This window comes from Rhizobium sp. NFACC06-2, from assembly GCF_900101425.1.
In the GTDB taxonomy this organism is placed as follows: domain Bacteria; phylum Pseudomonadota; class Alphaproteobacteria; order Rhizobiales; family Rhizobiaceae; genus Agrobacterium; species Agrobacterium leguminum.
The window spans coordinates 228,490-250,322 of sequence record NZ_FMVA01000005.1 but is presented as its reverse complement, the minus strand read 5'-3'; the positions used below and the strand labels follow the sequence as shown (position 1 = coordinate 250,322).

Genomic DNA, 21,833 nt, shown 5'->3' with positions numbered 1-21,833 from the left:
TACATGTCGCGGAATTTTCAGTTCAGGGCTGCGTGACGCCCTGACGGGTCGACGCCGTCAGAGAATCATGATTAGAGTTGTAGCGCATGAACAAAGGATGAACAAATGTTTGCTGACATGATGCCTCGGTTTGAAGAGGCTTCGCAAAAATATGCCGCTGAAAACGGAATATTTCGCGACCCGGACTGGTACATGCTGAAGCTTCAGGAAGAGGTTGGCGAGGTCACACAGGCCTGGAATCGGCTGACAGGACGGGGGCGCATTAAGGGCAGGAGCAAAGAGGAGATGAAGCGGGATCTGGCCGATGAAGCCGCCGATCTGCTCGGCCATGTGCTGTTGCTGGCCCATTATAACGGTCTCGATATTGAAGGTGCGATCGAGCGTAAGTGGCGCTTTACGCCGTCACAACCCTGAAGGCTCCAGCTTTTCCAACATGGCCGCCACCGCATGCAGGTCGTTTGCAACGGCAATGCACTTCTCCCGCATTTCCTCGGTCGGCGGCGCCACATCCGGCACCATGATCGTCATCATGCCCGCCGATGTCGCCGAGCGCACGCCTGAATAGGAATCCTCCAGCGCAAGGCAGCGGCCCGGATCGCGGGAAAGTCGTCCGGCTGCGGTCAGATACGGCATGGGCGCCGGTTTCGGCTCGGTATAGTCGCCCCGCGCGACGATGGTGTCGAAACGTCCGAGAAGATCGTAAGGGCCGAGATGGCGCGTCACCGAATCGTGCCGCGACGAGGTGGCGATGGCGCGGCGGATATCGAACCGGTCGAGAAGATCGAGGATTTCGATGACGCCGGGTTTCAGCGCCACTCCCTCCGCCATCATCAGGCCGAGATGCCGGAGCCAGGCATCACGGAAGGTCGCCATCGGAAAATCGGCGCCATAATCGGCAAAGATGGTGCCGGTGATGACATCCCAGGGGCTGCCGCAGACCTTTTGATAGGTCTCGACCTTCATGCCATGGCCGCCTTCATCCGAGGCCGCCAGAAACGAATCGCGATAGAGCGCCTCGCTTTCGATCAGCAATCCGTCCATGTCGAAAACCACGGCGTGCGGCAGAAAAGGCAGCATGGTCGCTCAGCCGAACCGGAAGGGACGTTCGCCAAGGCTTTCGAACGGGCGGATCAGATAGCCATCGGGATCTGCGACAATGAATTGCCGGTTGCCCACTTCGACCGTGCCGCGCCTGTACCATTTTTCCTCCAGCGGCATGACGAGGTCAATCGAGGATCGCTCCAGCCGGGAAAGAATGGGTTGCAGGGAAGGAACGGCGAGCTGCAGGTTCATGCCGCGGCCAAACGGCGTATCGAGCGAGGCATTGCCCGCCACGAAGGTCCGTGTTGCGCCGATCTGGTCGATCATCAGTTCTGCGTCGCCTAGCGCCAGATAGGTGAAACCCTCTTCGGGGCGCTCATAGACCACATGAAAACCGATCAGGTCACAATAAAAAGCGCGGCTTTTCTGCCAGTCGCTGACGGCAAGTTCAGGAACGAGGGCATTTCGTATGATGGTCATGGTCTCCTTTGCCGCGCAGGCCCGGGATGGGAGGAGGGGCCTGCCATAAGGGGTGATCTTAACGTCTTCCCGGCCGCACGCCAGAGGAAACCTCATCATGGCAGCCATGTGCGGGGTCATGGGCTGGGATGGCGACGCTATGGGTGAGGACTGTCGCGGCAGGTTCGATGTTTCCCGCAACCGACCATGCGCCGCGGAACTAGGCCTTGGTACCGCCGACGGTGATCTGATCCATGCGCAGATGCGGCTGACCGACGCCGACAGGCACCCATTGTCCGGCCTTGCCGCAATTGCCGATGCCGGTATCGAGCTTGGAATCGTTACCGATCATCGAGACGCGCTTCATCGCATCCGGCCCGTTGCCGATCAGCATCGCGCCCTTCACCGGCGCGCCGATCCTGCCGTTTTCGATGAGGTAGGCCTCGGTGCAGCCGAACACGAATTTGCCGGAGGTGATATCCACCTGGCCGCCGCCGAAGGAGACGGCATAGATGCCCTTCTTCACGGAAGCGATGATTTCTTCCGGCGTCTTGTCGCCTGATAGCATGTAGGTATTGGTCATGCGTGGCATCGGCACATAGGCGTAGCCCTGCCGGCGGCCGTTGCCGGTGGGCTTGGCGCCCATCAGCCGGGCGTTCTGCCGGTCCTGCATGTAACCGACCAGCCTGCCGTTCTCGATCAGCACATTATAACCGGAAGGCGTACCTTCATCGTCGATCGTCAGCGAGCCGCGGCGGCTGTCGATGGTGCCGTCATCCACGACGGTCACGCCGGGGGCGGCAACCATTTCGCCCATCAGGCCGGCGAAGGCCGAGGTTTTCTTGCGGTTGAAATCGCCTTCCAGACCGTGGCCCACCGCCTCGTGCAGCATGACGCCTGGCCAGCCGGAACCGAGCACCACATCCATGGTGCCGGCCGGCGCATCGATGGCGGTGAGGTTGACGAGCGCCTGGCGCAGCGCTTCATCCGCACCGCGCTGCCAGTTTTCCGTGGTGATGAAATCGCTGAAACCGACGCGGCCGCCAATGCCGTAGGAGCCGCTTTCCTGCCGGTCGCCTTCGCCCGCCACGACGGAAACATTGATGCGGGTCATCGGCCGGATATCGCTGACGCGATGGCCGTCGGCCCGCAGGATGTCCACCACCTGCCAGCTTGCCGAAATGGTCGCCGTCACCTGCCGGACCTTGTCGTCCTTGTCGCGCAGATAGGCGTCGATATCGGTGAGGAGCTTCACCTTCTCCTCGAAGCTCGGGCTGCCGATCGGGTTCTCGTCGCCATAGAGCTTCTTGTTGGTGCGCTGCGGTGCGGCGGCATAGGAGCCGGAATAACCCTTGGTCACCGCACCCACCGCATCCGAAGCACGTTTCAGCGCGCCTTGCGACAGCTCGCCCGCATGGGCATAGCCCACCGTTTCGCCGGCGACGGCGCGCAGGCCGAAACCCTGATCGGTGTTGAAGGAGCCGCCCTTCAGCCGGCCATTATCGAAAGTCAGCGATTCGGCCTGGGCATGTTCGATGAAAAGCTCGCCATCGTCAGCGCCGGCGAGCGCCTCGCCGACCAGCTTGCGCAATTGCGTCTCGTCGCAATCGAAGAGTTTTACAAGGTCGTCGGTCATGGGAGGCTCCAAACTGAATAGTGTCCGGCAAGCATGTAGGATCGCCTGGCGCCGCTGGCAAGCCAAAGCGTACCGGGGTTTAGGTTAGCTTGAAGATAAGATGCACCACAAAGAAAGCAGCAGTGCAGATCCATACTTGATGGAGGATCATCGGGAATGCCAGCCTTGACCAATGATTGCTCAGGTCATGTGTTATGCGCTGCCAGTGAAAATAGGCAAGTTGGTTGCCGGATACAACTGACAGAGCCAACTTGAGGCTTTGCCAATCACGTGAAGATTGGAAAAATATCCCGTTCTTGCGAGCATAAACCGCTATGAATGCAATTGCGACGTAACATATGGCAACGCCGCAGATGAAGCGTAAGCTTGGCGATCTGTTGTCTCTCATGCTTTTCAGTAATAACTAAAACTATACTATCAAAGTACAGTTATGCACTGAAAAAGCAAGGTGTTTACTCAAGGAAGCGCGTCGTAGCCCTCGGCAAAGCCGGAAAGCTCGATCGGAATACCCACACGATCCTGATCCACGGCTTCGCGCAGCGCGAAAACGGCGTTCTTGCCGGCGCGCAGAACCTTCAGCAGCTCGTCGTCGATATCCACTTCCACATAGCAGCCTTCGGAGAAGCAGCGGGTGAAATAGGCGCGGCCGATATTATTATTGTCGATATAAAGCTCCATGCCATCCTTCAAAAGCACGCCAAGCGGTGCGAGGATGCGCAGGATGCGCGACTTTCGGTCGGCCGTCTTCAGCACCACCACCGAAAGCCCAACTTCCGGGCGGTCGTCGGCGATCACGTTCTGCATCAGCGCGCATTGTTCTTCGGACGCACCCGCCGGCTTGTCGCAGATGACAGACCATGCTCCATGCGTCGACTTCGGCGTGCCGGGCGGCTGCTGTTGCGCCAGCGCCGCAGCGGCGGGAGCGATGATGGCAAGACCGGCGGCGGCAAGAAAAGTGCGCGCGAGCGGGGAAAGACGCATGGATACCTCTGGGATTCGAATCAGTGCGGCTATTTTGACGCCATAATCCGGAAAAAAAAGCCTCAGGCCTTCAATTCCAGCGGAGTTGGGCGGAAATAGGACCTGTCTTCCGGTATGGGCGTGTGATTTGCCCGGCGCGGCATTCATTATCCGGCGATGAAACTGGCGGCAAAACCGGCTGTGAGAAGGGGCTTTGTCGCATTTGGGCTGTTTGAAACCGCGTTCGGCCGGTCCGGTGAGGCGTGGGGTGAGAGAAAGTCGCCGTGGATTGACCAATGGCAAAATTGGGGCGCATCCGTGTCCCGACGCATATTGCGGCAGAGGACAAACTGTGGTTTGAAGTTAGTACCATAAGCATGGATTCTGCGTCTGTGATTGATCTAGATCAGACGCGTGAGGGAGAGGGTACCGTGACGAATAGGATTTACGCAGCACTGGCGGGGATGACCTGTCTGCTCACGGCTGTCGGCGCCCACGCCGATCAGCCGGTGCATTGGCAAATGGGCATGCAGGAGGCCGCCACGCCGATCATGCACGAAATACGCTGGTTTGAACAATATACGCTCTGGTTCATTGTTCCGGTTACGCTTTTCGTTCTTGCGCTGCTCATCGTCGTCGCCCTGAAATTCCGCGCCGCGAAAAATCCGGTGGCTTCCAAGACCAGCCATAACACGGCGATCGAGGTGGTCTGGACGCTGGCGCCGGTTCTCATTCTCCTGTTCCTTGCTTTCCCGTCGTTCAATCTCTTGAACGCGCAGCTCACACAGCCGGAAAACCCCGACGTGACGCTGAAGGCGACCGCCACGCAATGGCTGTGGAGCTATGAATATACGGCCGCCGAAGGCGCCGAGCCGGTTTCCTTCGACAGCTACATGCTGAAGGACCAGGATCGCGCCGCCGCGGGCAAGGAAGACAGGGCCCGCTATCCGCGTCTTCTGGCGGTAGACAATGAAATGGTCGTTCCGGTCGGCAAGACCGTTCGCCTGCTCGTCACCGCTGCGCCGACGGATGTGATCCATTCCTTCGCCATGCCGGCTTTCGGCGTCAAGATCGACGCCGTTCCCGGCCGCCTGAACGAAACCTGGTTCAAGGCGGAAAAAGAGGGCCTTTATTACGGTCAGTGTTCCGAGCTTTGCGGCAAGGACCATGCCTTCATGCCAATCGCCATTCGGGTGGTTTCCGAACAGCAGTACAACACCTGGCTCACCGCCGCCGCTTCTGACCTGAGCGGCGCGAACCGGGCGCTGATGGCCTCTGTCGATGGCGCTCCGCGCACCGTCGACGTTGCCGCCAACGAAACCAACTGACTCTGGAGTGAGGACAATGGCTGGACCTTCCGCACACGACGATCATCACTCGCATGGTCATTCCGCACATGACGATCATTCGCATGATGCACATCATTCCCATACGCCGGGCTTCTTCGCCCGCTGGTTCCTGTCGACCAACCACAAGGATATCGGCACTCTCTATCTGATCTTCGCGATCATCGCCGGTATCGTCGGCGGCGGGCTTTCCGTCGTCATGCGCATGGAGCTGCAGGAGCCGGGCATCCAGATTTTCCACGGTCTGGCGTCCATGGTCTACGGCTTTGAGGGTGACGCCGCCATCGATGGCGGTAAGCACATGTTCAACGTGTTCACCACCGCGCACGCGCTGATCATGATCTTCTTCATGGTCATGCCGGCGCTGATCGGCGGTTTCGCCAACTGGATGATCCCGATCATGATCGGCGCTCCGGACATGGCTTTCCCGCGCCTGAACAACATTTCCTTCTGGCTGATCGTTCCGGCTTTCATCCTTCTCATTCTCTCGCTCTTCGTCGAGGGCCCTGCGGGCGCCTACGGTGTCGGTGGCGGTTGGACCATGTATCCGCCTCTATCGACCAGCGGCATGCCGGGACCGGCGGTGGATCTGGCGATCTTCGCGCTGCACGTTTCGGGCGCGTCGTCGATCCTCGGTGCGATCAACTTCATCACCACCATCCTCAACATGCGCGCCCCGGGCATGACGCTGCACAAGATGCCGCTCTTCGCCTGGTCGGTCCTCGTCACCGCGTTCCTGCTGCTGCTTTCGCTGCCGGTTCTGGCAGGCGGCATCACCATGCTTCTGACCGACCGCAACTTCGGCACGGCATTCTTCTCGCCGGAAGGAGGCGGTGACCCGATCCTTTACCAGCACCTGTTCTGGTTCTTCGGCCATCCGGAAGTCTACATCCTGATCTTGCCGGGCTTCGGCATCATCAGCCACATCGTGTCCACCTTCTCCAAGAAGCCGGTCTTCGGTTACCTCGGCATGGCCTATGCCATGGTCGCCATCGGCGCCGTCGGCTTCATCGTCTGGGCTCACCACATGTACACGGTCGGCCTGTCGCTCGAAGCGCAGCGTTACTTCGTCTTCGCCACCATGGTCATCGCGGTGCCGACGGGTATCAAGATCTTCTCGTGGATTGCGACCATGTGGGGCGGTTCGCTGACCTTCTCGACCCCGATGGTCTGGGCGATCGGCTTCATCTTCCTGTTCACGGTCGGCGGCGTCACCGGCGTCCAGCTCGCCAATGCCGGTCTCGACCGTTCGCTGCACGATACCTATTACGTGGTGGCGCACTTCCACTACGTTCTGTCGCTCGGCGCGGTCTTCGCGATCTTTGCCGGCTGGTATTACTGGTTCCCGAAGATCACCGGCTACATGTACAGCGAGTTCCTCGGCAAGCTGCATTTCTGGGTCATGTTCGTGGGCGTGAACCTCGTGTTCTTCCCGCAGCACTTCCTCGGTCTTGCCGGCATGCCGCGCCGCTACGTCGATTATCCCGATGCCTATGCCGGCTGGAACATGGTATCCTCCTACGGTTCCTACATCTCGGCCGTCGGCGTGCTGATCTTCCTCTTCTGCGTCTGGGAAGCCTTCGCAAAGAAGCGGATCGCCGGCAACAACCCGTGGGGTGAAGGTGCGACGACGCTCGAATGGCAGCTGTCTTCGCCGCCGCCCTACCACCAGTGGGAACAGCTGCCGCGCATTCGCTGATGCGCGGGCCGGAAGGCGCGGGCAGGGCCTGCGAATTCCCGGCGCTGAAAATGAGGGACGGCGCGGTTCGGTCCGTGCCGTGCCGTTTCCCGAACGGGCAGTCTCTCCTGCCGCGTGACATTTTGTCCAAGCGATGCCTGCCGTCCGACGTGATACATGCCCCGGACGTGATAAATGCCAAATCTGGCCTTTATGAAATGCAAGCGCAGACGAATGGCGGCAGGGTGCGGCGAAAAGCCGGAAAATGGCATCGGTTTTGCCCGGCGCCGCTCATGCCAGGACGTTCGGGACCCATGAATTGACGCATCGCGCATGCCGGAAATCACATTTGTTTTCGGGCCGGTGCAGGGGACGTCGCTTCACGCGGCGTTCGAAGGAAACAGGACAGGAAATGAGCATTATCGACAATCGCGACATGCTGGGCGTGAAGGGCTCCGAACTTTCGGAAGCCGGCGCGCGCGATTATTTCGAATTGCTGAAGCCGCGCGTCATGTCGCTCGTCGTCTTCACGGCCTTTGCGGGCCTCGTGCTGGCGCCGGGTGAAATCAACCCGGTGCTCGGCATCATCGCCATCCTCTGCATCGCGGTCGGCGCCGGCGCATCCGGCGCGCTCAACATGTGGTACGATGCCGATATCGACGCCGTGATGAGCCGCACCGCCCGGCGGCCGATCCCGTCCGGCCGCATCGCGCCGCGCGAGGCGCTGGCCTTCGGGCTGACGCTGTCGGCCTTTTCGGTGGTCATTCTCGGCCTTGCCGTCAACTGGTTCTCGGCCGGCCTGCTCGCCTTCACCATCTTCTTTTACGCCGTCATCTATACGATGTGGCTGAAACGCTCGACACCGCAGAACATCGTCATCGGCGGTGCGGCCGGCGCTTTCCCGCCCATGCTCGGCTGGGCCTGCGTCACCGGCGGCGTTTCGCTGGACAGCATCATCCTGTTCCTCATCATCTTCCTGTGGACACCGGCTCATTTCTGGGCGCTGGCGCTGTTCAAGATGCGCGATTACGGCGCCGTCGGCATTCCCATGATGCCGAACGTGGTCGGCGAACGCTCGACCAAGAACCAGATGATCGTTTATGCGGTGCTGACCGCGGCCGCGGCCGTCGCGCCTTATTTCACCGGCCTTGCGAGCGCCGGCTACGGCATTTTCGCCGCCGTTCTGAGCGCGATCTTCGTTTACTGTTCGCTCGATGTCCGGCGCATGCCTGAGGGCGACGAGAAGATGCTGCCGGCCAAGAAGATGTTCGCCTATTCGGTGCTTTACCTTTTTGCGATTTTCTCCGGCCTTCTGGCCGATCATTTCGCGCCGGCCCTGAAGGCCGTCATGTCGGGAGTCCTGTGATGGAAACGGTGGAACTGAGCGCGGCGCAGAAAAAATCGAGACGTGGGCGCAACATCGCGCTCGGCGTCCTGCTCGCAGGCCTGGTGGTGCTGTTCTACATCATCACCATCATCAAGATCGGCTCGCACTGACGCGCTGATTGAGGGGAGAGGAGGAGGAGATGGCGAATATGGAAGCGCAGACGGCAGGGACCGGCAGGCAGCGGGTGAGCAATCGCTCCATCCTCGTGCTTTGTCTGGTGTTTTTCTGCGCCATGATCGGCATGGCCTATGCCGCCGTACCGCTTTATACGCTGTTCTGCCGTGTCACCGGCTATAACGGCACCACCCAGCGCGTCGAGCAATATTCCGACGTCATCCTCGACAAGACCATCAACGTCACCTTCGACGCCAACACGTCGAACGGCCTCAACTGGGATTTCCAGCCGGTCGATAAAAAGGTCACGCCGAAGATCGGCGAAACGGTGCAGGTGACGTTCAAGGCGACGAACCGTTCACCCGTGGCGACCACGGGCACGGCGGTCTTCAACGTCACGCCGATGGAAGCGGGCGCCTATTTCAACAAGGTGGAGTGCTTCTGCTTCACTGAAACGACGCTGCAGCCGGGCGAAACGCTGGAGATGCCGGTGGTGTTCTTCGTCGATCCTGACATCGCCACGGCGCGCGAAACCAAGAGCATTCATACTTTAACGCTGTCCTATACGTTTTATCCGGCCAAAACCGAAAAACCGGTTGCGTCCTTGCCGGTAAAGACTTCATCTGGCGAAAGCAAATTGTGAGAGGAGATCTGGCCTTTTATCCGAGGCCGGATCAGGGAAGAGACATTCGGGGATTGTCGCAATGGCAGATACGCATCAGAAGAACCACGACTACCACATTATCGATCCAAGCCCCTGGCCGCTTCTGGCCTCGATCGGCGCCTTCATCCTGACCTTTGGTGGCGTCTGTTACATGCGTTACCTGTCGGGCGGCTCCTTCAAGCTGTTCGGCGCGGAACTGGCCAATCCCTGGCTGTTCTATATCGGCCTCGTCATCGTGCTTTACACGATGTATGCATGGTGGTCCGACACGATCAAGGAAGCCCATGAGGGCAACCACACCCGCGTCGTCTCGCTTCACCTGCGTTACGGCATGATTATGTTCATCGCCTCGGAGGTGATGTTCTTCGTGGCGTGGTTCTGGGCCTATTTCGATGCCAGCCTCTTCCCGCACGAGGCAATTCAGGCGTCGCGCCTCGAATATACCGGCGGGCAATGGCCGCCCAAGGGCATCGAGGTGATCGATCCCTGGCACCTGCCGCTCTACAACACCGTCATCCTGCTTCTGTCGGGCACCTGCGTCACCTGGGCGCACCATGCCCTGCTGCATAATGACCGCAAGGGCCTGATCACCGGTCTGTTGCTCACCGTCGCGCTTGGCGTCCTGTTCTCCACCGTGCAGGTTTACGAATACATGCACGCGCCGTTCGACTTCAAGAATTCGATCTACGGCGCGACCTTCTTCATGGCCACCGGCTTCCACGGTTTCCACGTCTTCGTCGGCACGGTCTTCCTGCTGGTCTGCCTGTTCCGCGCCATTGGCGGCGGTTTCACGCCCCAGCAGCATTTCGGTTTCGAGGCGGCTGCCTGGTACTGGCACTTCGTGGATGTCGTCTGGCTGTTCCTGTTCTTCGCCATCTATATCTGGGGTGGCTGGGGCGCGCCGCTGCACGGCTGATTGCACCGATAATGGAGGGACGGCAAGTCGCCGCCCTGATGTCCAGGGCGAGCTTCCCGCACGCCCGGCGCCATTCCCGGGCTCGACCCGGGAAACCAGATCGGTAGTGTGCAATCCTCGGGTCAAGCCCGGGGATGACGGAGGAGGGAGACTAGGCCTCCGTCGACACGTCACGGGCAGCGGTTGCTGCCCTCGTGCCTGAACCCTCTCCAACACAGCGGTTTGCAGGCGGAAGCGGGAGGTCGTCATGTCTGAACCATCAAACGGTAATTTCGCGCCGGTCGATCCCATCAAGGTGGGCTTGAAAGGCTGCTGCCCGCGTTGCGGCAACGGACGGCTGTTCGACGGCTTTCTGACCATAAAACCCGCCTGCAGCGCCTGCGGACTGGATTACGGGTTTGCCGATGCGGGCGATGGCCCGGCGGTTTTCGTCATGCTGATCGTCGGTTTTCTGGTCGTCGGGCTGGCGCTCTGGTTCGATCAGCGTTTTGCGCCGCCTGTCTGGGTGCATGTCATGCTGTGGTTGCCGTTTACGGTGATTGTCTCCCTCGTGCTGCTGCGCAAGCTGAAAGGGATCATGATTGCGCTGCAATACCGCAACAATGCAAGCGAAGGCAGGCTTGATCGTGAATGACGTTTCCCACATGAAGGCGGCGGAAAGGCGGGTCTGGTTCGCCGCGCCGCTGGTGCTGCTGGCGCTTGCCATTCTTCTCGGGCTCGGCACCTGGCAGGTGAAGCGTCTCTACTGGAAAGAAGCGCTGATTGCCGATATCGAGGAGCGGCGGAGCGCGAGCCCGGTGCCCCTCTCCGACATAGAGGCAATCGCGAAAAGCGGCGGCGATATCGAATACCGGACGGTCAGCCTTTCCGGCACCTTCGATCATGCTCGCGAGCGGCATTTCTTCGCCACCCATCAGGGGCAAACCGGCTATTACATCTATACGCCGCTGACGCTTGCCGATGGCCGCATTCTTTTCGTCAATCGCGGCTTCGTACCCTTTGAGATGAAGGACGCGGCCAAACGGCCCGATGGCCAGGTGAGCGGCGAGGTGACGATCACCGGGCTTTCGCGCGCGCCGCTGGTTGCCAAACCGTCCTCGCTGCTGCCCGATAACGATATCGCCAAGAACATCTTCTACTGGAAGGATCTGGCGGCCATGGCCTCCAGCGCCGATATCCCGCCCGACCGGCTGGTCCACCTCTTCGTGGATGCTGACAACGCGCCTAACCCGGGCGGCTGGCCGCAGGGTGGCGTGACGCTGATAGATTTGCCCAACAATCACCTGCAATATGCGATAACGTGGTATGGGTTGGCGGCGGCCCTTGTCATCGTCGCCGGTTTTGCCTATTTCCGGAACGGTAAGGCGCAGGGTGAATAAAGCGCAGCCCGTCCGGTAAGGCAGCTTGTCGGGCAAGGCCATGAAGCACGGCCCAAGGAGCAGGCCAAGGAGCTGGAATGAACATCGCCGTTTCCAAACCCCCTTTGACGATAAGGCTGTGCGGACCGCGCGGCTTTTGCGCGGGCGTGGACCGGGCGATTCAGATCGTCGTGCTGGCGCTGAAGGCCTATGGCGCACCCGTCTATGTCCGCCACGAAATCGTGCATAACCGTTATGTGGTGGAAGGGCTGGAAGCCAAGGGCGCGGTTTTCGTCGAGGAACTGCATGAAATCCCGGCCGAGCACCGCGAGCAGCCGGTGGTTTTCTCGGCCCACGGCGTGCCGAAATCCGTGCCGGAGGATGCGCAGGCGCGTAATCTGTTTTATCTCGATGCCACTTGCCCGCTGGTCTCCAAAGTCCACAAGCAGGCCATGCGCCACCAGCGCCTTGGCCGCCATGTGGTGCTGATCGGCCATGCCGGCCACCCCGAGGTCATCGGCACCATGGGCCAGCTTCCGGAAGGAACGGTCTCGCTGATCGAAACGGTGGAAGACGCCGGCCGTTACGAACCGGCGGACCGCGAAAATCTTGGCTTCGTCACCCAGACGACACTTTCGGTCGATGACACGGCCGGCGTCATCGCCAGGCTGCAGGAACGTTTCCCGGCCATTCAGGCGCCCGCCGCCGACAGCATCTGTTACGCAACCACCAACCGTCAGGATGCGGTGAAGCAGGCGGCCCCCGGCTGCGACCTCTTCATCGTTGTTGGCGCGCCCAATTCCTCCAATTCCAAGCGGCTTGTGGAAGTGGCGCTGCGGGCCGGTGCACAGCGCTCCGTGCTGGTGCAGCGGGCCTCGGAAATCGACTGGAATGAAATCGGCGATATCCGCACCGTCGGCCTTTCGGCCGGCGCATCCGCGCCGGAGGTCATCGTCGATGAGATCATCGAAGCCTTCAAGGCGCGTTTCGATACGACGCTCGATCTCGCCGTGACGGTGGAGGAAACGGAACATTTCCTCGTCAATCGCGAGCTGCGCAGCATCGAGCTGACGACGGACGACATGGCTTTCGTGAACGGCAATGCCAATGATGCGCTGCCGCCGAAAACCGCCGCCGGCATCTGAAGCGGGATGGCGCTGAATGCGGGCGGTTTCCGTCCCACCTGCGTCATCTCCACCCGAGATTTCCACTCCATCCTTCATCAAGAGATTTGAAATTGGCAGTTTATACGGACATCACCGAAGATGATCTGAGGAATTTCCTCACGCAATATGACGTCGGCAGCCTCACCTCCTACAAGGGCATTGCCGAAGGCGTCGAAAACTCCAATTTCCTGCTGCATACCACCAAGGACCCGCTGATTCTCACGCTTTATGAAAAGCGCGTGGAGAAATCCGATCTGCCCTTCTTCCTCGGCCTCATGCAGCATCTGGCCGCCAAGGGCCTGTCCTGCCCCCTGCCGTTGCCGCGCAAGGATGGCGAGTTGCTGGGAGAGCTATCGGGTCGGCCGGCGGCGCTCATCTCCTTTCTCGAGGGCATGTGGCTGAGAAAGCCGGAAGCGAAACATTGCCGCGAAGTCGGCAAGGCGCTGGCCGCCATGCATCTGGCGGGCGAGGGGTTCGAGATCAAGCGGCCGAACGCGCTTTCCGTCGAAGGCTGGAAGGTGCTTTGGGACAAGTCCGAAGCGCGCGCCGACGAGGTGGAGAAGGGCCTGAAAGACGAAATTCGCCCGGAAATCGATTATCTCGCCGCCCATTGGCCGAAGAATCTGCCGGCTGGCGTCATCCATGCCGATTTGTTCCAGGACAACGTGTTCTTCCTCGGCGATGAACTGTCCGGCCTGATCGACTTTTATTTCGCCTGCAACGATCTGCTCGCTTATGACGTGTCGATCTGCCTCAATGCCTGGTGCTTCGAAAAGGATGGCGCTTACAACGTCACCAAGGGCAAGGCGCTGCTGGAAGGTTACCAGTCGGTGCGCCCGCTGAGCGCAGCGGAGCTTGAGGCGCTGCCGCTTCTGGCGCGCGGTTCGGCGTTGCGTTTCTTCCTCACCCGCCTTTATGACTGGCTGACGACGCCGGAAGGCGCGCTGGTGGTCAAGAAGGACCCGCTGGAATATCTGCGCAAGCTGCGGTTCCACCGTTCCATCGCCACTGTCGCCGAATATGGGCTGGCGGGCGAATGAAACATGTCGATATTTTCACCGATGGCGCCTGCTCCGGCAATCCCGGTCCCGGCGGCTGGGGCGCCGTGCTGCGTTACGGTGAGGTGGAGAAGGAACTCTTGGGCGGCGAGGCCGAGACCACCAATAACCGCATGGAATTGATGGCGGCGATTTCGGCGCTCAATGCGCTGAAAAGCCCCTGCGAGGTCGATCTTTATACCGACAGCGCCTATGTGAAGGACGGCATCACCAAGTGGATTTTCGGCTGGAAAAAGAAGGGCTGGAAAACCGCCGATAACAAGCCGGTCAAGAATGTTGAACTATGGCAGGCGCTGGAAGCGGCGCAGCAGCGCCATAAGGTTACCTTGCACTGGGTCAAGGGCCATGCCGGCCACCCGGAAAACGAACGCGCCGACGAATTGGCGCGAAAGGGCATGGAGCCCTTCAAACGGCGGTAATGGAAGCCTGCTCTATTTCAGGCCTGGCAAATCCGAGCCGGCGGCCCCGTTATCGGGGGTTGTGAAAACCGAAACCCGACCTATCTTGTCGTCAAGGGGCGCTCCGGTAGCGCTCAACGGAGGAGAGAAATCCGGATGATCCTGCATTGTGTATTTCTACGCTTCAAGGCTGCAACGGCCTCTTCTGAGAAACAGGCGATATTCGAGGCGATTGCCGCCCTGAAGGATGTGATACCCGGCATCATCGATGTGAAATACGGCCAGAATGTCTCGCCCGAAGGCTTGAATGGCGGTTTTGTCGACGGTTTCATCGTGACGCTGGAAAGCCCCGAGGCCCGCGACGACTATCTCGCCCATCCTAAGCACATGGAAGTGGGGGAACGTCTCGTGTCGCTCACCGATGGCGGTCTCGCCGGGCTTCTGGTGTTTGACATGAATGTATAAAGGGAAACGACCGGTCAGAAGGTGATCTTCCAGCCGGTCCGGACCCATAGGTCGGGATCGTCGCCCTCGGTGGTGACGTTGACATTCAGTGATGCCGTTCCGCCCGCCACATCGAATTCCGCACCAAGGCCGCCGCGCAGCCAGAAACGGTCTATGTCTTGCCCGGCGAAGGAAAACCCCATTAAACCATCAATGGTGCCCGTGGTCGTTGCCGTCTTCTTTTCCAGCCGGTAGGCCGCCTCGGCTCTTGCCATGAGGCGGATCGAGTCGCTGAGATCGGTGACGCCATCGAGACCGGCGCGAATGATGGTGGATTGCTGGCCGCTCGCATCAAAACGGGCCGGAAAAGCCCCGCCGGTTTCCGCATAAGCACCCATCTCGGCTTTCGCATAAGTCACGCCGGCATAGGGCGTCAGGTTCCATTCGCCGATTGAAAGGGCATCCAGCCAGTCGATACGCAGTTTCGCCGCCCATGCGTCGAGATCGGCCTCACCGCGCGAATAATCCATCGCGCCGCCATTGAGATAACCGCGGTCGATCGATATCCTGCCGGGTGCATAATAACCGCCAATGGTGGCATATAGGCCGCCAGTGAGCGGCAGGCTGATCTCGGGAGCGATGTAGAAGCCGCTGTGAATGAAGTCACCGCCGGTATTGATATCGCGTTGGTCGTGAAGGCCGCCGAAAGACATACGCGCCGTAGCGCCACCTTCGAGCCCGATGCCATAACTGATATCGGCAATGCCGAAACCGCCAGCCGCGTCGCGGCCGTCATTGTAGCCGATATCGCTGACGATGGAGAAAGATTGCCGACCCGGCTCCAGCAGGCTGCGCATTGGCGCGCCGTGGGCGCCGTCCAGAACGGTATTGGCAATGGCAAGGCCGACACCCGAATTGGGCCTCGCGGCCAGCGTGCTGGCATATTGATCGAGGTCGATGATGCCGGACCGCGCGGGAAGGACGGAGCGGCCAGTGGTGACGGCCGAAGCGATTGGAGGCGCAGAAGCCGCATGAGATTCACCAGCCGCTGGCGCTGCCGAAGCGGGTGGCGGGGTAGAAGCCGCATTAGATTCATTAGCCGCTGACGCTGGAGAAGATGTCGTGGTGGCGGAAGATGTCGAGGCACCGGAGGAGCCCGAGGGCGAGGCAGGCGTTGAGGAGGTAGATGACGTAGACGAAGCAGAACCACCGGAGGATGTCGGAGTAGGAGTTGAGGTGCCTGATCCGTTGGTAAGGTCGATTCCTCGTGGCTGCCTGCCGCCGTTACCCGTATCTCCGGATGCCGACGCATCCACGTCGTCCAATGTGGTGCTTGGGCCGGATGTCCCGGTATCCGCAAGCACGATGCGGGCAATATAGGGCGTGTTGTTTTTCGTCTGGCCTACAATGATATTGCCATCGGCACTGACGCCCGTGGCGGTAAGGGTGAAATCGGCAAGAACGGCGACGCCGTTGCTGCGCAGCCATTCCTCGACGGAAACCATGCCCGTCGCCTCCGTCCAGCGGAAGCCACGCTGACCGATGGCGGCTTCCCAGTTCCCGACAATGACGGAACCGTCTGCGCTCATGGCATAGGGGAGGGAGCCAGTTCCACTCGGAGTTTCCTCAAGCGGCTGCAGAGATCCCGTCGCAGCGTTCCATCTGAAGCCGTGCCATTCTTCAAAGAACATTGTCAAGGGCCTGACGGGATCGCGTTTAGTGATAATTTTGACGTCGCTGTCCTCATCGAACCTGCCCATTCTGTCGTCCAATGCGTCGATGGTAACCTGATTGATAAATCTTGAGGCTCCTGCGACAATCGTTCCGTCTTTATTCGTCGCGAACGCGCGCGCATCGTAAGAACCGGGAAGTGTTCCAATATCGATAGCACCATCGGTCGCGGTCCAACGAAAGGCGTGCATGTTGGTCTCGGTAAAGTATTCCCCGACAACAACTTTTCCATCGAGGCTGACGTCATTGGCAACGGAAGAGGTTACATCGGCGGGCATGTCAATCGCTGTCATGACGCCAGTCGCCGCTGACCAGCGAAACGCTCGCTGCACTTCGGCATTTGTAGATACACCAACGATGATCGACCCATCGGCACTTACGGCCATGGCGATTTGTCGGTCCCCGTTAGCGTGCCAAGTGTCCTCATTCCGGTCTTCGTGGTCCAGCGGAAGGCCTGGTCGCTGTTGGAGGTGCCCACGATCACGGAGCCGTCCACATTTGCCTTCTCCGGGCGCCCACCATTTTTTTCAATCCCACCATCAATATAGCGCAGCTTTCCTGTCGCCGCTTCCCAGCGAAAAGGTCGCGGGCCACTGCTGAAACTCGAATATCCGACCGCGACAGACCCGTCTCCGCTGATGCCCTTGACAAAATTACTGTCTGCTCCTTCTAGCCAGCGAACGTAGGGCGAGCCTGGAATGTCACCTGCTGTGGCGGCACAGTTCAGTCCGAGCAACATTGGAACGGTGAAGAAAAATGTCAGAGGTTTCGGTGATAGCCAGCCCGTCATCAGGCGCGACGACGGAGACGCAGGGCGGCGCGGCACTGGGGCGTTTAGTGCAAAAGGTCCAACCAAGTTTTTGTATGAAACGGAAATCGAGTGAGGCTGAAAGATTGCTGATGTGTTGCTGCGCATACCCACCTATTCTCCGGTGTCGTACCCTGTGACGAACCTAGACAGGGTTCAACGGACTAAGGGTAGAAATATCTGTGGATGGCGCATCATGCCCATTTGCGAATAAATGAATGAATTTAAGTATTCCCTGTGGAATATCTATTTTAGTATTTTTCAGTAAGATAAGTCTTATTATTTCTTATGTAATAAATTTGGTATATATGTGATTAAATAACGACTAACCTCTTAAGTTATTTGTCTGAATTGATCGTGATTCGTCAAGGCCCGCAAAGATAAGTTCGCGGGCCTGCTTAATATTTGATGTATGAAGTTGTGTATTTAAGAATAAGCTTCTTAAAGCTGCTCGATCATTGCAGCGGCGGCCGAAACGGTCGCCTGGCCGGGGTTTTCTTCGACGTTCAGCGACTTTACCACGCCGTCTTCCACCAGCATCGAATAACGCTTGGAGCGAACGCCGAGACCGCCGGCGGAAAGATCGGCGTCGAGGCCCAGCGCCTTGGTGAAAGCGGCGTCCCAGTCGGCGAGGAAGTGGATTTTGCCCTGACCGCCGGAGGATTGCGCCCAGGCGCCCATGACGTGCCAGTCATTGACGGAGACCACGGCGATATCATCCACGCCCTTGGAAAGAATGGTGTCGCGGTTTTCGAGATAGCCCGGCAGATGGTTCAGCGAGCAGGTGGGGGTGAAAGCGCCGGGAACGGCAAAGAGAACCACCTTCTTGCCGCCGAAAAGCGCGTCCGTGGTGGTTTCCACCGGGCCGTCGGCCGTCTTTTCCTTGAAAGTTGCGGAAGGCAGTTTTTCGCCGATCTTGATGGTCATGTCCGTGCTCCTGTAGCCGTTCGGTTCGCGCGACTATAGAGTTTGGCAGGGAAAAGTGGAACCCGGTTTTCCCGGGAAGACAAACGAAAACAAGGTGTCCGGATACTCTCAGATTCAGAATGAACCTGACAGGATCCGGAGCACGGAAATGAAATCTGTCATGCGGTTTTCGAGCTAATTTCCAGCGCTGAAGCGCTGCTCAGGGCTTCGGGAAATTCAGCATCGTTTCCATGGCCCGGTCGCCGGATTTGACCAGGATAGGCCAGCTATTGCCCTGCACCTGATAGGTTTTCGGCAGGCCCTTGATGTTCATGTAGAAGGAAAGCTTGCGCTTGTCGCGCACCAGGTTCTGCGGCTCGTAATAGGCAAAGCCCGAGGGACCGGCGATGAAGATTTCGGTCTCCTTCGGCGCGTTTTCCGGAAGCTGCAATTGCACGCCGAGCATGGTCTTGTCGGGCGTGATGTGGAAATCGATCACCTTGAAATCGTCGGAGGCCGCCTCGGGCAGCGTTTCGCGCGCCTCCTCCAGCAATCGCCGCTCCTCGCGGTCGTCATCGCCGGCATTGCCGCGCTCGATTGAAAACTTCGCCTCGAAGGGAATGCAGATATTCTGGCACACGCCGATGAAGGCGGTGAGATCGATCTTCCCGCCTGCGGCCGGGTCCGTGGCTTTCAGCTGAAACGGAAGGCTGACGGCGTGGTCGTAGCCGATATCGGTGATGTCGCCGTTTTCGATCAGCTTCGGAACCGGATAGGCCATGGTGGTGAGCGCCGCACCACTTGCCGGATCGGGCGTGATCTGCGGCGGTATGCCTGCTTCGCCCGGTTCGCGCCAATAGGTGATCCAGCCGTCCTTCGGTTCGATCTGCAGCACGCCGCGCACCACGCCGTCGGCATCCATGGCAAGGCTCGCCACGCGCATCTGGCCGCCTTCGCTTCTCGCCCAGTCGGTAATCTCGGCCTGGGCGGCTTCAGCACCGCCAAGTAGGGCAGCAAATGCCGCTGCAAAACGGAAATGTGAAAATCGAAAGAATATTCTGGCGCTCATGCTTTCCGTCTAACCCAACATCGCCCGGCGGACCAGTTACGAATTCGTGCGGTTCATCATTTTCGGTTGATTGATCGGGCGCGATGCCGCATCCTGTCCTTTGTCGAAGTGCGAACGCCGTTTTCCGTTAAACGATGGAATGCGGTCTCCTGGAGGCGCCGGTGAGCTTTTCAACCCTGATGGACAAACGCGAACGTGGCTTTCTCGATGGTCAGTTCCTCATCGCGATGCCGGGGCTGGACGACGGCAATTTTGCCCGTTCGGTGATCTATATCTGCGCCCATTCGGATGCTGGCGCCATGGGGTTCATCATCAACCGGCCGCAGCAGATCACCTTTACGGATATTCTGCTGCACCTGAAACTGGTGGACAGCAACGACGCCATCATGCTGCCCAACCGCACCCGCGAATTCCCGATCCAGTGCGGCGGCCCGGTGGAATCCGGCCGGGGTTTCGTGCTGCATTCGGATGATTATTTAAGCGAATCCAGCATTCCGGTCAGCGATGACATTTCGCTAACGGCAACGCTCGATATCGTTCGCGCCATTTCCAACGGCCGCGGTCCGCAAAGGGCGACCATGATGCTCGGTTATGCCGGCTGGGGTCCGGGCCAGCTGGAAAACGAAATCGCCAATAATGGCTGGCTGAATTGCCCCGCTGCGGAAGAACTGATCTTCGACCGTGGGCTGGACAATAAATACGAGCGGGCGCTGGCGCTCATGGGCGTCGATGCGCGCATGCTTTCCACGGATGCCGGGCACGCCTGAGCCCCTGAATGTTCCGCCGGTTTTGGCTGGAACCAAATCCCGACCCCTGACGTTACTCACCCGGAAAGCCGGACAGAAAGTACGGCTCAGCAAGGGAGTAGTATTATGGGTAGCACATCTGACAAGATCGCCGGTAAAGCCAATGAAGTTGCTGGCAAGGTGAAGAAGAACGTCGGCGAAGCGACGGGCAATAATGAACTGCGCGCCAAGGGTGCTGCCCAGGAAGCCAAGGGCAAGGTACAGACCAGCGTTGGCAAGGCAAAAGACGCCGTCAAGGGCGCCGTCGACCGCATGTGATGCCGTCTGACGGTCTTGCGCCTCTTTCGATGCGGCGCTTCGGAGCGCATGTGTAACAGCACATGCGCTCTTGTCGTCTGGGATGTTCCGAAGTCGGTCGCCTGTTACGCCCTTCATATTGGCCACCGTAGGCGACCGTTGCCAATCATTGATGCTCCTGCGCTCCGGGCTTACCCCCCTCTGTCCTGCCGGACATCTCCCCCTCAAGGGGGGAGATCGACCTGAGGCGAGGTCTAGCCCATCTCAATGCTTGAGAATGGAGTGGTGGAAGAGCGTCTTGCCGATCTCCCCCCTTGAGGGGGAGATGTCCGGCAGGACAGAGGGGGGTAAGCCCGGAGCGCAGGAGCATCAATGATTTTCAGCTGTCGTCTACGGTGCATGTTGGCATCGTATGTTTCCTCCACCCACCCGATCCATCGCAAGGGTTTCATCGATGAAGCTTTTTTCCTGCGCATCCTGCGGCCAGCCGGTTCATTTCGACAATCGTTTTTGCGTTTCCTGCGGTCATCGTCTGGCCTTCGTGCCGGAGCGGCTTTCAATGGAGGCGCTTTCGCCCGTGGGTGAGCCGAACTGGCAGATCGTCGCCGATCCGCAAAAACAGGTGCGGTTTTGTGCCAATGAGGTGAACGACATCTGCAACTGGTCAGTGCCGGCGGAAAGCGAAAGCGCCTTTTGCCCGGCCTGCAGCCACAATCGCCTGGTGCCTGATATCGCGACGGAGCAGGGAATTGAACAATGGCGTCGCATCAGCCAGGCGCAGCGGCATCTGTTCTATTCGATCCTGCGGCTCGGCCTGCCGCATCCCAATCGCGATGCCGATCCGGCCGGTGGGCTGGTCTTCGATTTTCTGGTGGACGAGGTAGCGCCCGACGGTTCCGTCATTCCCGCTATGACCGGTCACGATGAGGGCCTGATCGCCATCCGCGCCGCAGAGGCTGATGATGCAACGCGCGAGCAGGTGCGCGCCAATATGAACGAGCCCTACCGCACCATGCTTGGCCATTTCCGCCATGAGGTAGGGCACTTTATCTGGAACAAGCTGGTGCGGGACGCAAACCGGCTGGAAGCCTGCCGCGCCGTCTTCGGCGATGAGCGCGAGGATTACGGCGCTGCCCTGCAACGCAATTACGATGGCGGACCACGCCCCGACTGGCAGGAAAGTTTCATCAGCTCCTATGCCTCGGTCCACCCGTGGGAGGATTTCGCCGAATGTTTCGCTCACTACCTGCATATCGTCGATACGCTGGAGACGGCGCGCGCTTTCGGTGTGGCGATCGATCCTGATGGGCACGAGGAAATGGCGGCGGAGGTGACGTTTGATCCTTACAAAGCCCGCAGCGCCGCGCAGCTGGTCAAGGCGTGGATTCCGCTCAGTGTCGCGATCAATTCCATCCAGCGCAGCATGGGGGAGGCGGACCTCTATCCCTTCGTGCTGACTCCGCCGGTGGTGGCGAAGATGGAATTCATTCATGACCTGCTGCATGGGAGGGTGGCGGCGGATGCACAGCCGGCGATGGCCGAGCAGAATGCGGTAATGCAGTGAATGTGCGGCAGGCGGAGTGTCCTGATCAGGAGAAGCGCGGTTTTCTTCTCCCGTCATACCGGCCTTGAGCCGGTATCCAGCCAGCCC

The 21,833-nt window shown here is 59.5% G+C and carries 24 protein-coding genes; 16 read left to right on the top strand and 8 right to left on the bottom strand.

All coding sequences use genetic code 11. The features are described from left to right. The first annotated feature begins 105 nt into the window (after positions 1 to 105). On the top strand, positions 106 to 414 hold the full coding sequence (locus F3H58_RS11905; RefSeq protein WP_149742310.1) for a pyrophosphohydrolase domain-containing protein: 309 nt from the start codon (positions 106 to 108) through the stop codon (positions 412 to 414). On the opposite strand, the gene F3H58_RS11900 is transcribed toward F3H58_RS11905, so the two are convergent. The 4 genes from F3H58_RS11900 to F3H58_RS11885 all read right to left on the bottom strand — a co-directional run bounded on the left by F3H58_RS11900 (position 403) and on the right by F3H58_RS11885 (position 4,117). After that, positions 403 to 1,077 carry an HAD family hydrolase gene (locus F3H58_RS11900; RefSeq protein ID WP_149742309.1) on the bottom strand — a complete coding sequence of 225 codons (675 nt, stop codon included), beginning with the start codon at positions 1,075 to 1,077 and terminating at the stop codon, positions 403 to 405. The two genes, F3H58_RS11905 and F3H58_RS11900, sit on opposite strands and share 12 nt — an antisense overlap. A gap of 6 nt (positions 1,078 to 1,083) precedes the next feature. Further along, complete coding sequence (locus F3H58_RS11895; protein ID WP_077982815.1) at positions 1,084 to 1,521, bottom strand: bleomycin resistance protein; 438 nt, start codon at positions 1,519 to 1,521, stop codon at positions 1,084 to 1,086. A 199-nt stretch (positions 1,522 to 1,720) separates the two neighbouring features. Continuing rightward, on the bottom strand, positions 1,721 to 3,136 hold the full coding sequence (gene tldD / locus F3H58_RS11890; RefSeq protein WP_127756251.1) for a metalloprotease TldD: 1,416 nt from the start codon (positions 3,134 to 3,136) through the stop codon (positions 1,721 to 1,723). A 456-nt stretch (positions 3,137 to 3,592) separates the two neighbouring features. Next, positions 3,593 to 4,117, bottom strand: a complete 525-nt coding sequence (locus F3H58_RS11885; RefSeq protein WP_003521101.1) for an invasion associated locus B family protein — start codon at positions 4,115 to 4,117, stop codon at positions 3,593 to 3,595. 443 nt (positions 4,118 to 4,560) lie between these two features. Between F3H58_RS11885 and coxB the strand changes: the two genes are divergently transcribed. The 12 genes from coxB (at position 4,561) to F3H58_RS11825 (ending at position 14,646) form a co-directional block, all read left to right on the top strand. Next, positions 4,561 to 5,424, top strand: coding sequence for a cytochrome c oxidase subunit II (coxB, locus tag F3H58_RS11880; RefSeq protein WP_003521102.1), 864 nt, complete (start codon positions 4,561 to 4,563; stop codon positions 5,422 to 5,424). Positions 5,425 to 5,440: 16 nt separating this feature from the next. Then, the gene (ctaD, locus tag F3H58_RS11875) at positions 5,441 to 7,141 is read left to right on the top strand and encodes a cytochrome c oxidase subunit I (protein WP_149742308.1); all 1,701 of its coding nucleotides are present in this window, start codon (positions 5,441 to 5,443) and stop codon (positions 7,139 to 7,141) included. Between the two features lie 391 nt (positions 7,142 to 7,532). Further along, positions 7,533 to 8,486, top strand: a complete 954-nt coding sequence (cyoE, locus tag F3H58_RS11870; protein WP_003521104.1) for a heme o synthase — start codon at positions 7,533 to 7,535, stop codon at positions 8,484 to 8,486. Further along, complete coding sequence (locus F3H58_RS27520) at positions 8,486 to 8,617, top strand: cytochrome c oxidase system small membrane protein (RefSeq protein ID WP_003521105.1); 132 nt, start codon at positions 8,486 to 8,488, stop codon at positions 8,615 to 8,617. Before cyoE ends, F3H58_RS27520 begins: the two co-directional genes overlap by 1 nt. Positions 8,618 to 8,646: 29 nt before the next feature. Beyond that, entirely contained in the window at positions 8,647 to 9,264 is a 618-nt protein-coding gene (locus tag F3H58_RS11860) for a cytochrome c oxidase assembly protein (protein ID WP_003521106.1), read from the top strand. A 61-nt stretch (positions 9,265 to 9,325) separates the two neighbouring features. Then, complete coding sequence (locus tag F3H58_RS11855; protein ID WP_080817490.1) at positions 9,326 to 10,201, top strand: cytochrome c oxidase subunit 3; 876 nt, start codon at positions 9,326 to 9,328, stop codon at positions 10,199 to 10,201. 247 nt (positions 10,202 to 10,448) lie between these two features. After that, positions 10,449 to 10,835: a DUF983 domain-containing protein gene (locus F3H58_RS11850; RefSeq protein WP_003521108.1), complete on the top strand. Its 387-nt coding sequence runs from the start codon at positions 10,449 to 10,451 to the stop codon at positions 10,833 to 10,835. Positions 10,836 to 10,845: 10 nt separating this feature from the next. After that, a complete protein-coding gene (locus F3H58_RS11845; protein ID WP_149742366.1) occupies positions 10,846 to 11,580 on the top strand; it encodes an SURF1 family protein in 735 nt (244 codons plus the stop codon). Positions 11,581 to 11,657: 77 nt separating this feature from the next. Continuing rightward, positions 11,658 to 12,704, top strand: coding sequence for a 4-hydroxy-3-methylbut-2-enyl diphosphate reductase (gene ispH, locus F3H58_RS11840; protein ID WP_003521111.1), 1,047 nt, complete (start codon positions 11,658 to 11,660; stop codon positions 12,702 to 12,704). A gap of 92 nt (positions 12,705 to 12,796) precedes the next feature. After that, positions 12,797 to 13,765 carry a homoserine kinase gene (locus F3H58_RS11835; RefSeq protein WP_080817489.1) on the top strand — a complete coding sequence of 323 codons (969 nt, stop codon included), beginning with the start codon at positions 12,797 to 12,799 and terminating at the stop codon, positions 13,763 to 13,765. Next, a complete protein-coding gene (gene rnhA / locus F3H58_RS11830) occupies positions 13,762 to 14,202 on the top strand; it encodes a ribonuclease HI (RefSeq protein WP_065654308.1) in 441 nt (146 codons plus the stop codon). Before F3H58_RS11835 ends, rnhA begins: the two co-directional genes overlap by 4 nt. A gap of 135 nt (positions 14,203 to 14,337) precedes the next feature. Beyond that, positions 14,338 to 14,646 (top strand): Dabb family protein, encoded by a 309-nt coding sequence (locus tag F3H58_RS11825; protein WP_149742307.1) that lies wholly within the window; start codon positions 14,338 to 14,340, stop codon positions 14,644 to 14,646. 14 nt (positions 14,647 to 14,660) lie between these two features. Here the strand turns inward: F3H58_RS11825 and F3H58_RS11820 are convergent, their stop codons facing one another. The 4 genes from F3H58_RS11820 to F3H58_RS11810 form a co-directional block, all read right to left on the bottom strand. Further along, positions 14,661 to 16,649, bottom strand: coding sequence for an autotransporter domain-containing protein (locus F3H58_RS11820; protein ID WP_286169433.1), 1,989 nt, complete (start codon positions 16,647 to 16,649; stop codon positions 14,661 to 14,663). 83 nt (positions 16,650 to 16,732) lie between these two features. Beyond that, the gene (locus F3H58_RS27515; RefSeq protein WP_286169432.1) at positions 16,733 to 17,272 is read right to left on the bottom strand and encodes a hypothetical protein; all 540 of its coding nucleotides are present in this window, start codon (positions 17,270 to 17,272) and stop codon (positions 16,733 to 16,735) included. Between the two features lie 333 nt (positions 17,273 to 17,605). Next, the gene (locus F3H58_RS11815; protein WP_149742306.1) at positions 17,606 to 18,091 is read right to left on the bottom strand and encodes a peroxiredoxin; all 486 of its coding nucleotides are present in this window, start codon (positions 18,089 to 18,091) and stop codon (positions 17,606 to 17,608) included. A 199-nt stretch (positions 18,092 to 18,290) separates the two neighbouring features. Continuing rightward, a complete protein-coding gene (locus F3H58_RS11810) occupies positions 18,291 to 19,139 on the bottom strand; it encodes a protein-disulfide reductase DsbD domain-containing protein (RefSeq protein WP_149742305.1) in 849 nt (282 codons plus the stop codon). 161 nt (positions 19,140 to 19,300) lie between these two features. Here F3H58_RS11810 and F3H58_RS11805 point away from each other — a divergent pair, with 161 nt between their 5' ends. The 3 genes from F3H58_RS11805 (at position 19,301) to F3H58_RS11795 (ending at position 21,746) form a co-directional block, all read left to right on the top strand. Further along, positions 19,301 to 19,906 carry a YqgE/AlgH family protein gene (locus F3H58_RS11805; protein ID WP_003521117.1) on the top strand — a complete coding sequence of 202 codons (606 nt, stop codon included), beginning with the start codon at positions 19,301 to 19,303 and terminating at the stop codon, positions 19,904 to 19,906. A gap of 105 nt (positions 19,907 to 20,011) precedes the next feature. Beyond that, entirely contained in the window at positions 20,012 to 20,203 is a 192-nt protein-coding gene (locus F3H58_RS11800; protein WP_003521119.1) for a CsbD family protein, read from the top strand. A 433-nt stretch (positions 20,204 to 20,636) separates the two neighbouring features. Then, positions 20,637 to 21,746 (top strand): zinc-binding metallopeptidase family protein, encoded by a 1,110-nt coding sequence (locus F3H58_RS11795; RefSeq protein ID WP_149742304.1) that lies wholly within the window; start codon positions 20,637 to 20,639, stop codon positions 21,744 to 21,746. Positions 21,747 to 21,833: the final 87 nt, after the last annotated feature.

Bases quoted from the DNA above. Each gene is read 5' to 3' on its own strand.
- F3H58_RS11905 (WP_149742310.1), top strand. From the start codon at position 106: ATGTTTGCTGACATGATGCCTCGGTTTGAAGAGGCTTCGCAAAAATAT.
- F3H58_RS11900 (WP_149742309.1), bottom strand. From the start codon at position 1,077: ATGCTGCCTTTTCTGCCGCACGCCGTGGTTTTCGACATGGACGGATTG.
- F3H58_RS11895 (WP_077982815.1), bottom strand. From the start codon at position 1,521: ATGACCATCATACGAAATGCCCTCGTTCCTGAACTTGCCGTCAGCGAC.
- tldD (WP_127756251.1), bottom strand. From the start codon at position 3,136: ATGACCGACGACCTTGTAAAACTCTTCGATTGCGACGAGACGCAATTG.
- F3H58_RS11885 (WP_003521101.1), bottom strand. From the start codon at position 4,117: ATGCGTCTTTCCCCGCTCGCGCGCACTTTTCTTGCCGCCGCCGGTCTT.
- coxB (WP_003521102.1), top strand. From the start codon at position 4,561: ATGACCTGTCTGCTCACGGCTGTCGGCGCCCACGCCGATCAGCCGGTG.
- ctaD (WP_149742308.1), top strand. From the start codon at position 5,441: ATGGCTGGACCTTCCGCACACGACGATCATCACTCGCATGGTCATTCC.
- cyoE (WP_003521104.1), top strand. From the start codon at position 7,533: ATGAGCATTATCGACAATCGCGACATGCTGGGCGTGAAGGGCTCCGAA.
- F3H58_RS27520 (WP_003521105.1), top strand. From the start codon at position 8,486: ATGGAAACGGTGGAACTGAGCGCGGCGCAGAAAAAATCGAGACGTGGG.
- F3H58_RS11860 (WP_003521106.1), top strand. From the start codon at position 8,647: ATGGCGAATATGGAAGCGCAGACGGCAGGGACCGGCAGGCAGCGGGTG.
- F3H58_RS11855 (WP_080817490.1), top strand. From the start codon at position 9,326: ATGGCAGATACGCATCAGAAGAACCACGACTACCACATTATCGATCCA.
- F3H58_RS11850 (WP_003521108.1), top strand. From the start codon at position 10,449: ATGTCTGAACCATCAAACGGTAATTTCGCGCCGGTCGATCCCATCAAG.
- F3H58_RS11845 (WP_149742366.1), top strand. From the start codon at position 10,846: ATGAAGGCGGCGGAAAGGCGGGTCTGGTTCGCCGCGCCGCTGGTGCTG.
- ispH (WP_003521111.1), top strand. From the start codon at position 11,658: ATGAACATCGCCGTTTCCAAACCCCCTTTGACGATAAGGCTGTGCGGA.
- rnhA (WP_065654308.1), top strand. From the start codon at position 13,762: ATGAAACATGTCGATATTTTCACCGATGGCGCCTGCTCCGGCAATCCC.
- F3H58_RS11825 (WP_149742307.1), top strand. From the start codon at position 14,338: ATGATCCTGCATTGTGTATTTCTACGCTTCAAGGCTGCAACGGCCTCT.
- F3H58_RS11820 (WP_286169433.1), bottom strand. From the start codon at position 16,649: ATGACAGCGATTGACATGCCCGCCGATGTAACCTCTTCCGTTGCCAAT.
- F3H58_RS27515 (WP_286169432.1), bottom strand. From the start codon at position 17,272: ATGCGCAGCAACACATCAGCAATCTTTCAGCCTCACTCGATTTCCGTT.
- F3H58_RS11815 (WP_149742306.1), bottom strand. From the start codon at position 18,091: ATGACCATCAAGATCGGCGAAAAACTGCCTTCCGCAACTTTCAAGGAA.
- F3H58_RS11810 (WP_149742305.1), bottom strand. From the start codon at position 19,139: ATGAGCGCCAGAATATTCTTTCGATTTTCACATTTCCGTTTTGCAGCG.
- F3H58_RS11800 (WP_003521119.1), top strand. From the start codon at position 20,012: ATGGGTAGCACATCTGACAAGATCGCCGGTAAAGCCAATGAAGTTGCT.
- F3H58_RS11795 (WP_149742304.1), top strand. From the start codon at position 20,637: ATGAAGCTTTTTTCCTGCGCATCCTGCGGCCAGCCGGTTCATTTCGAC.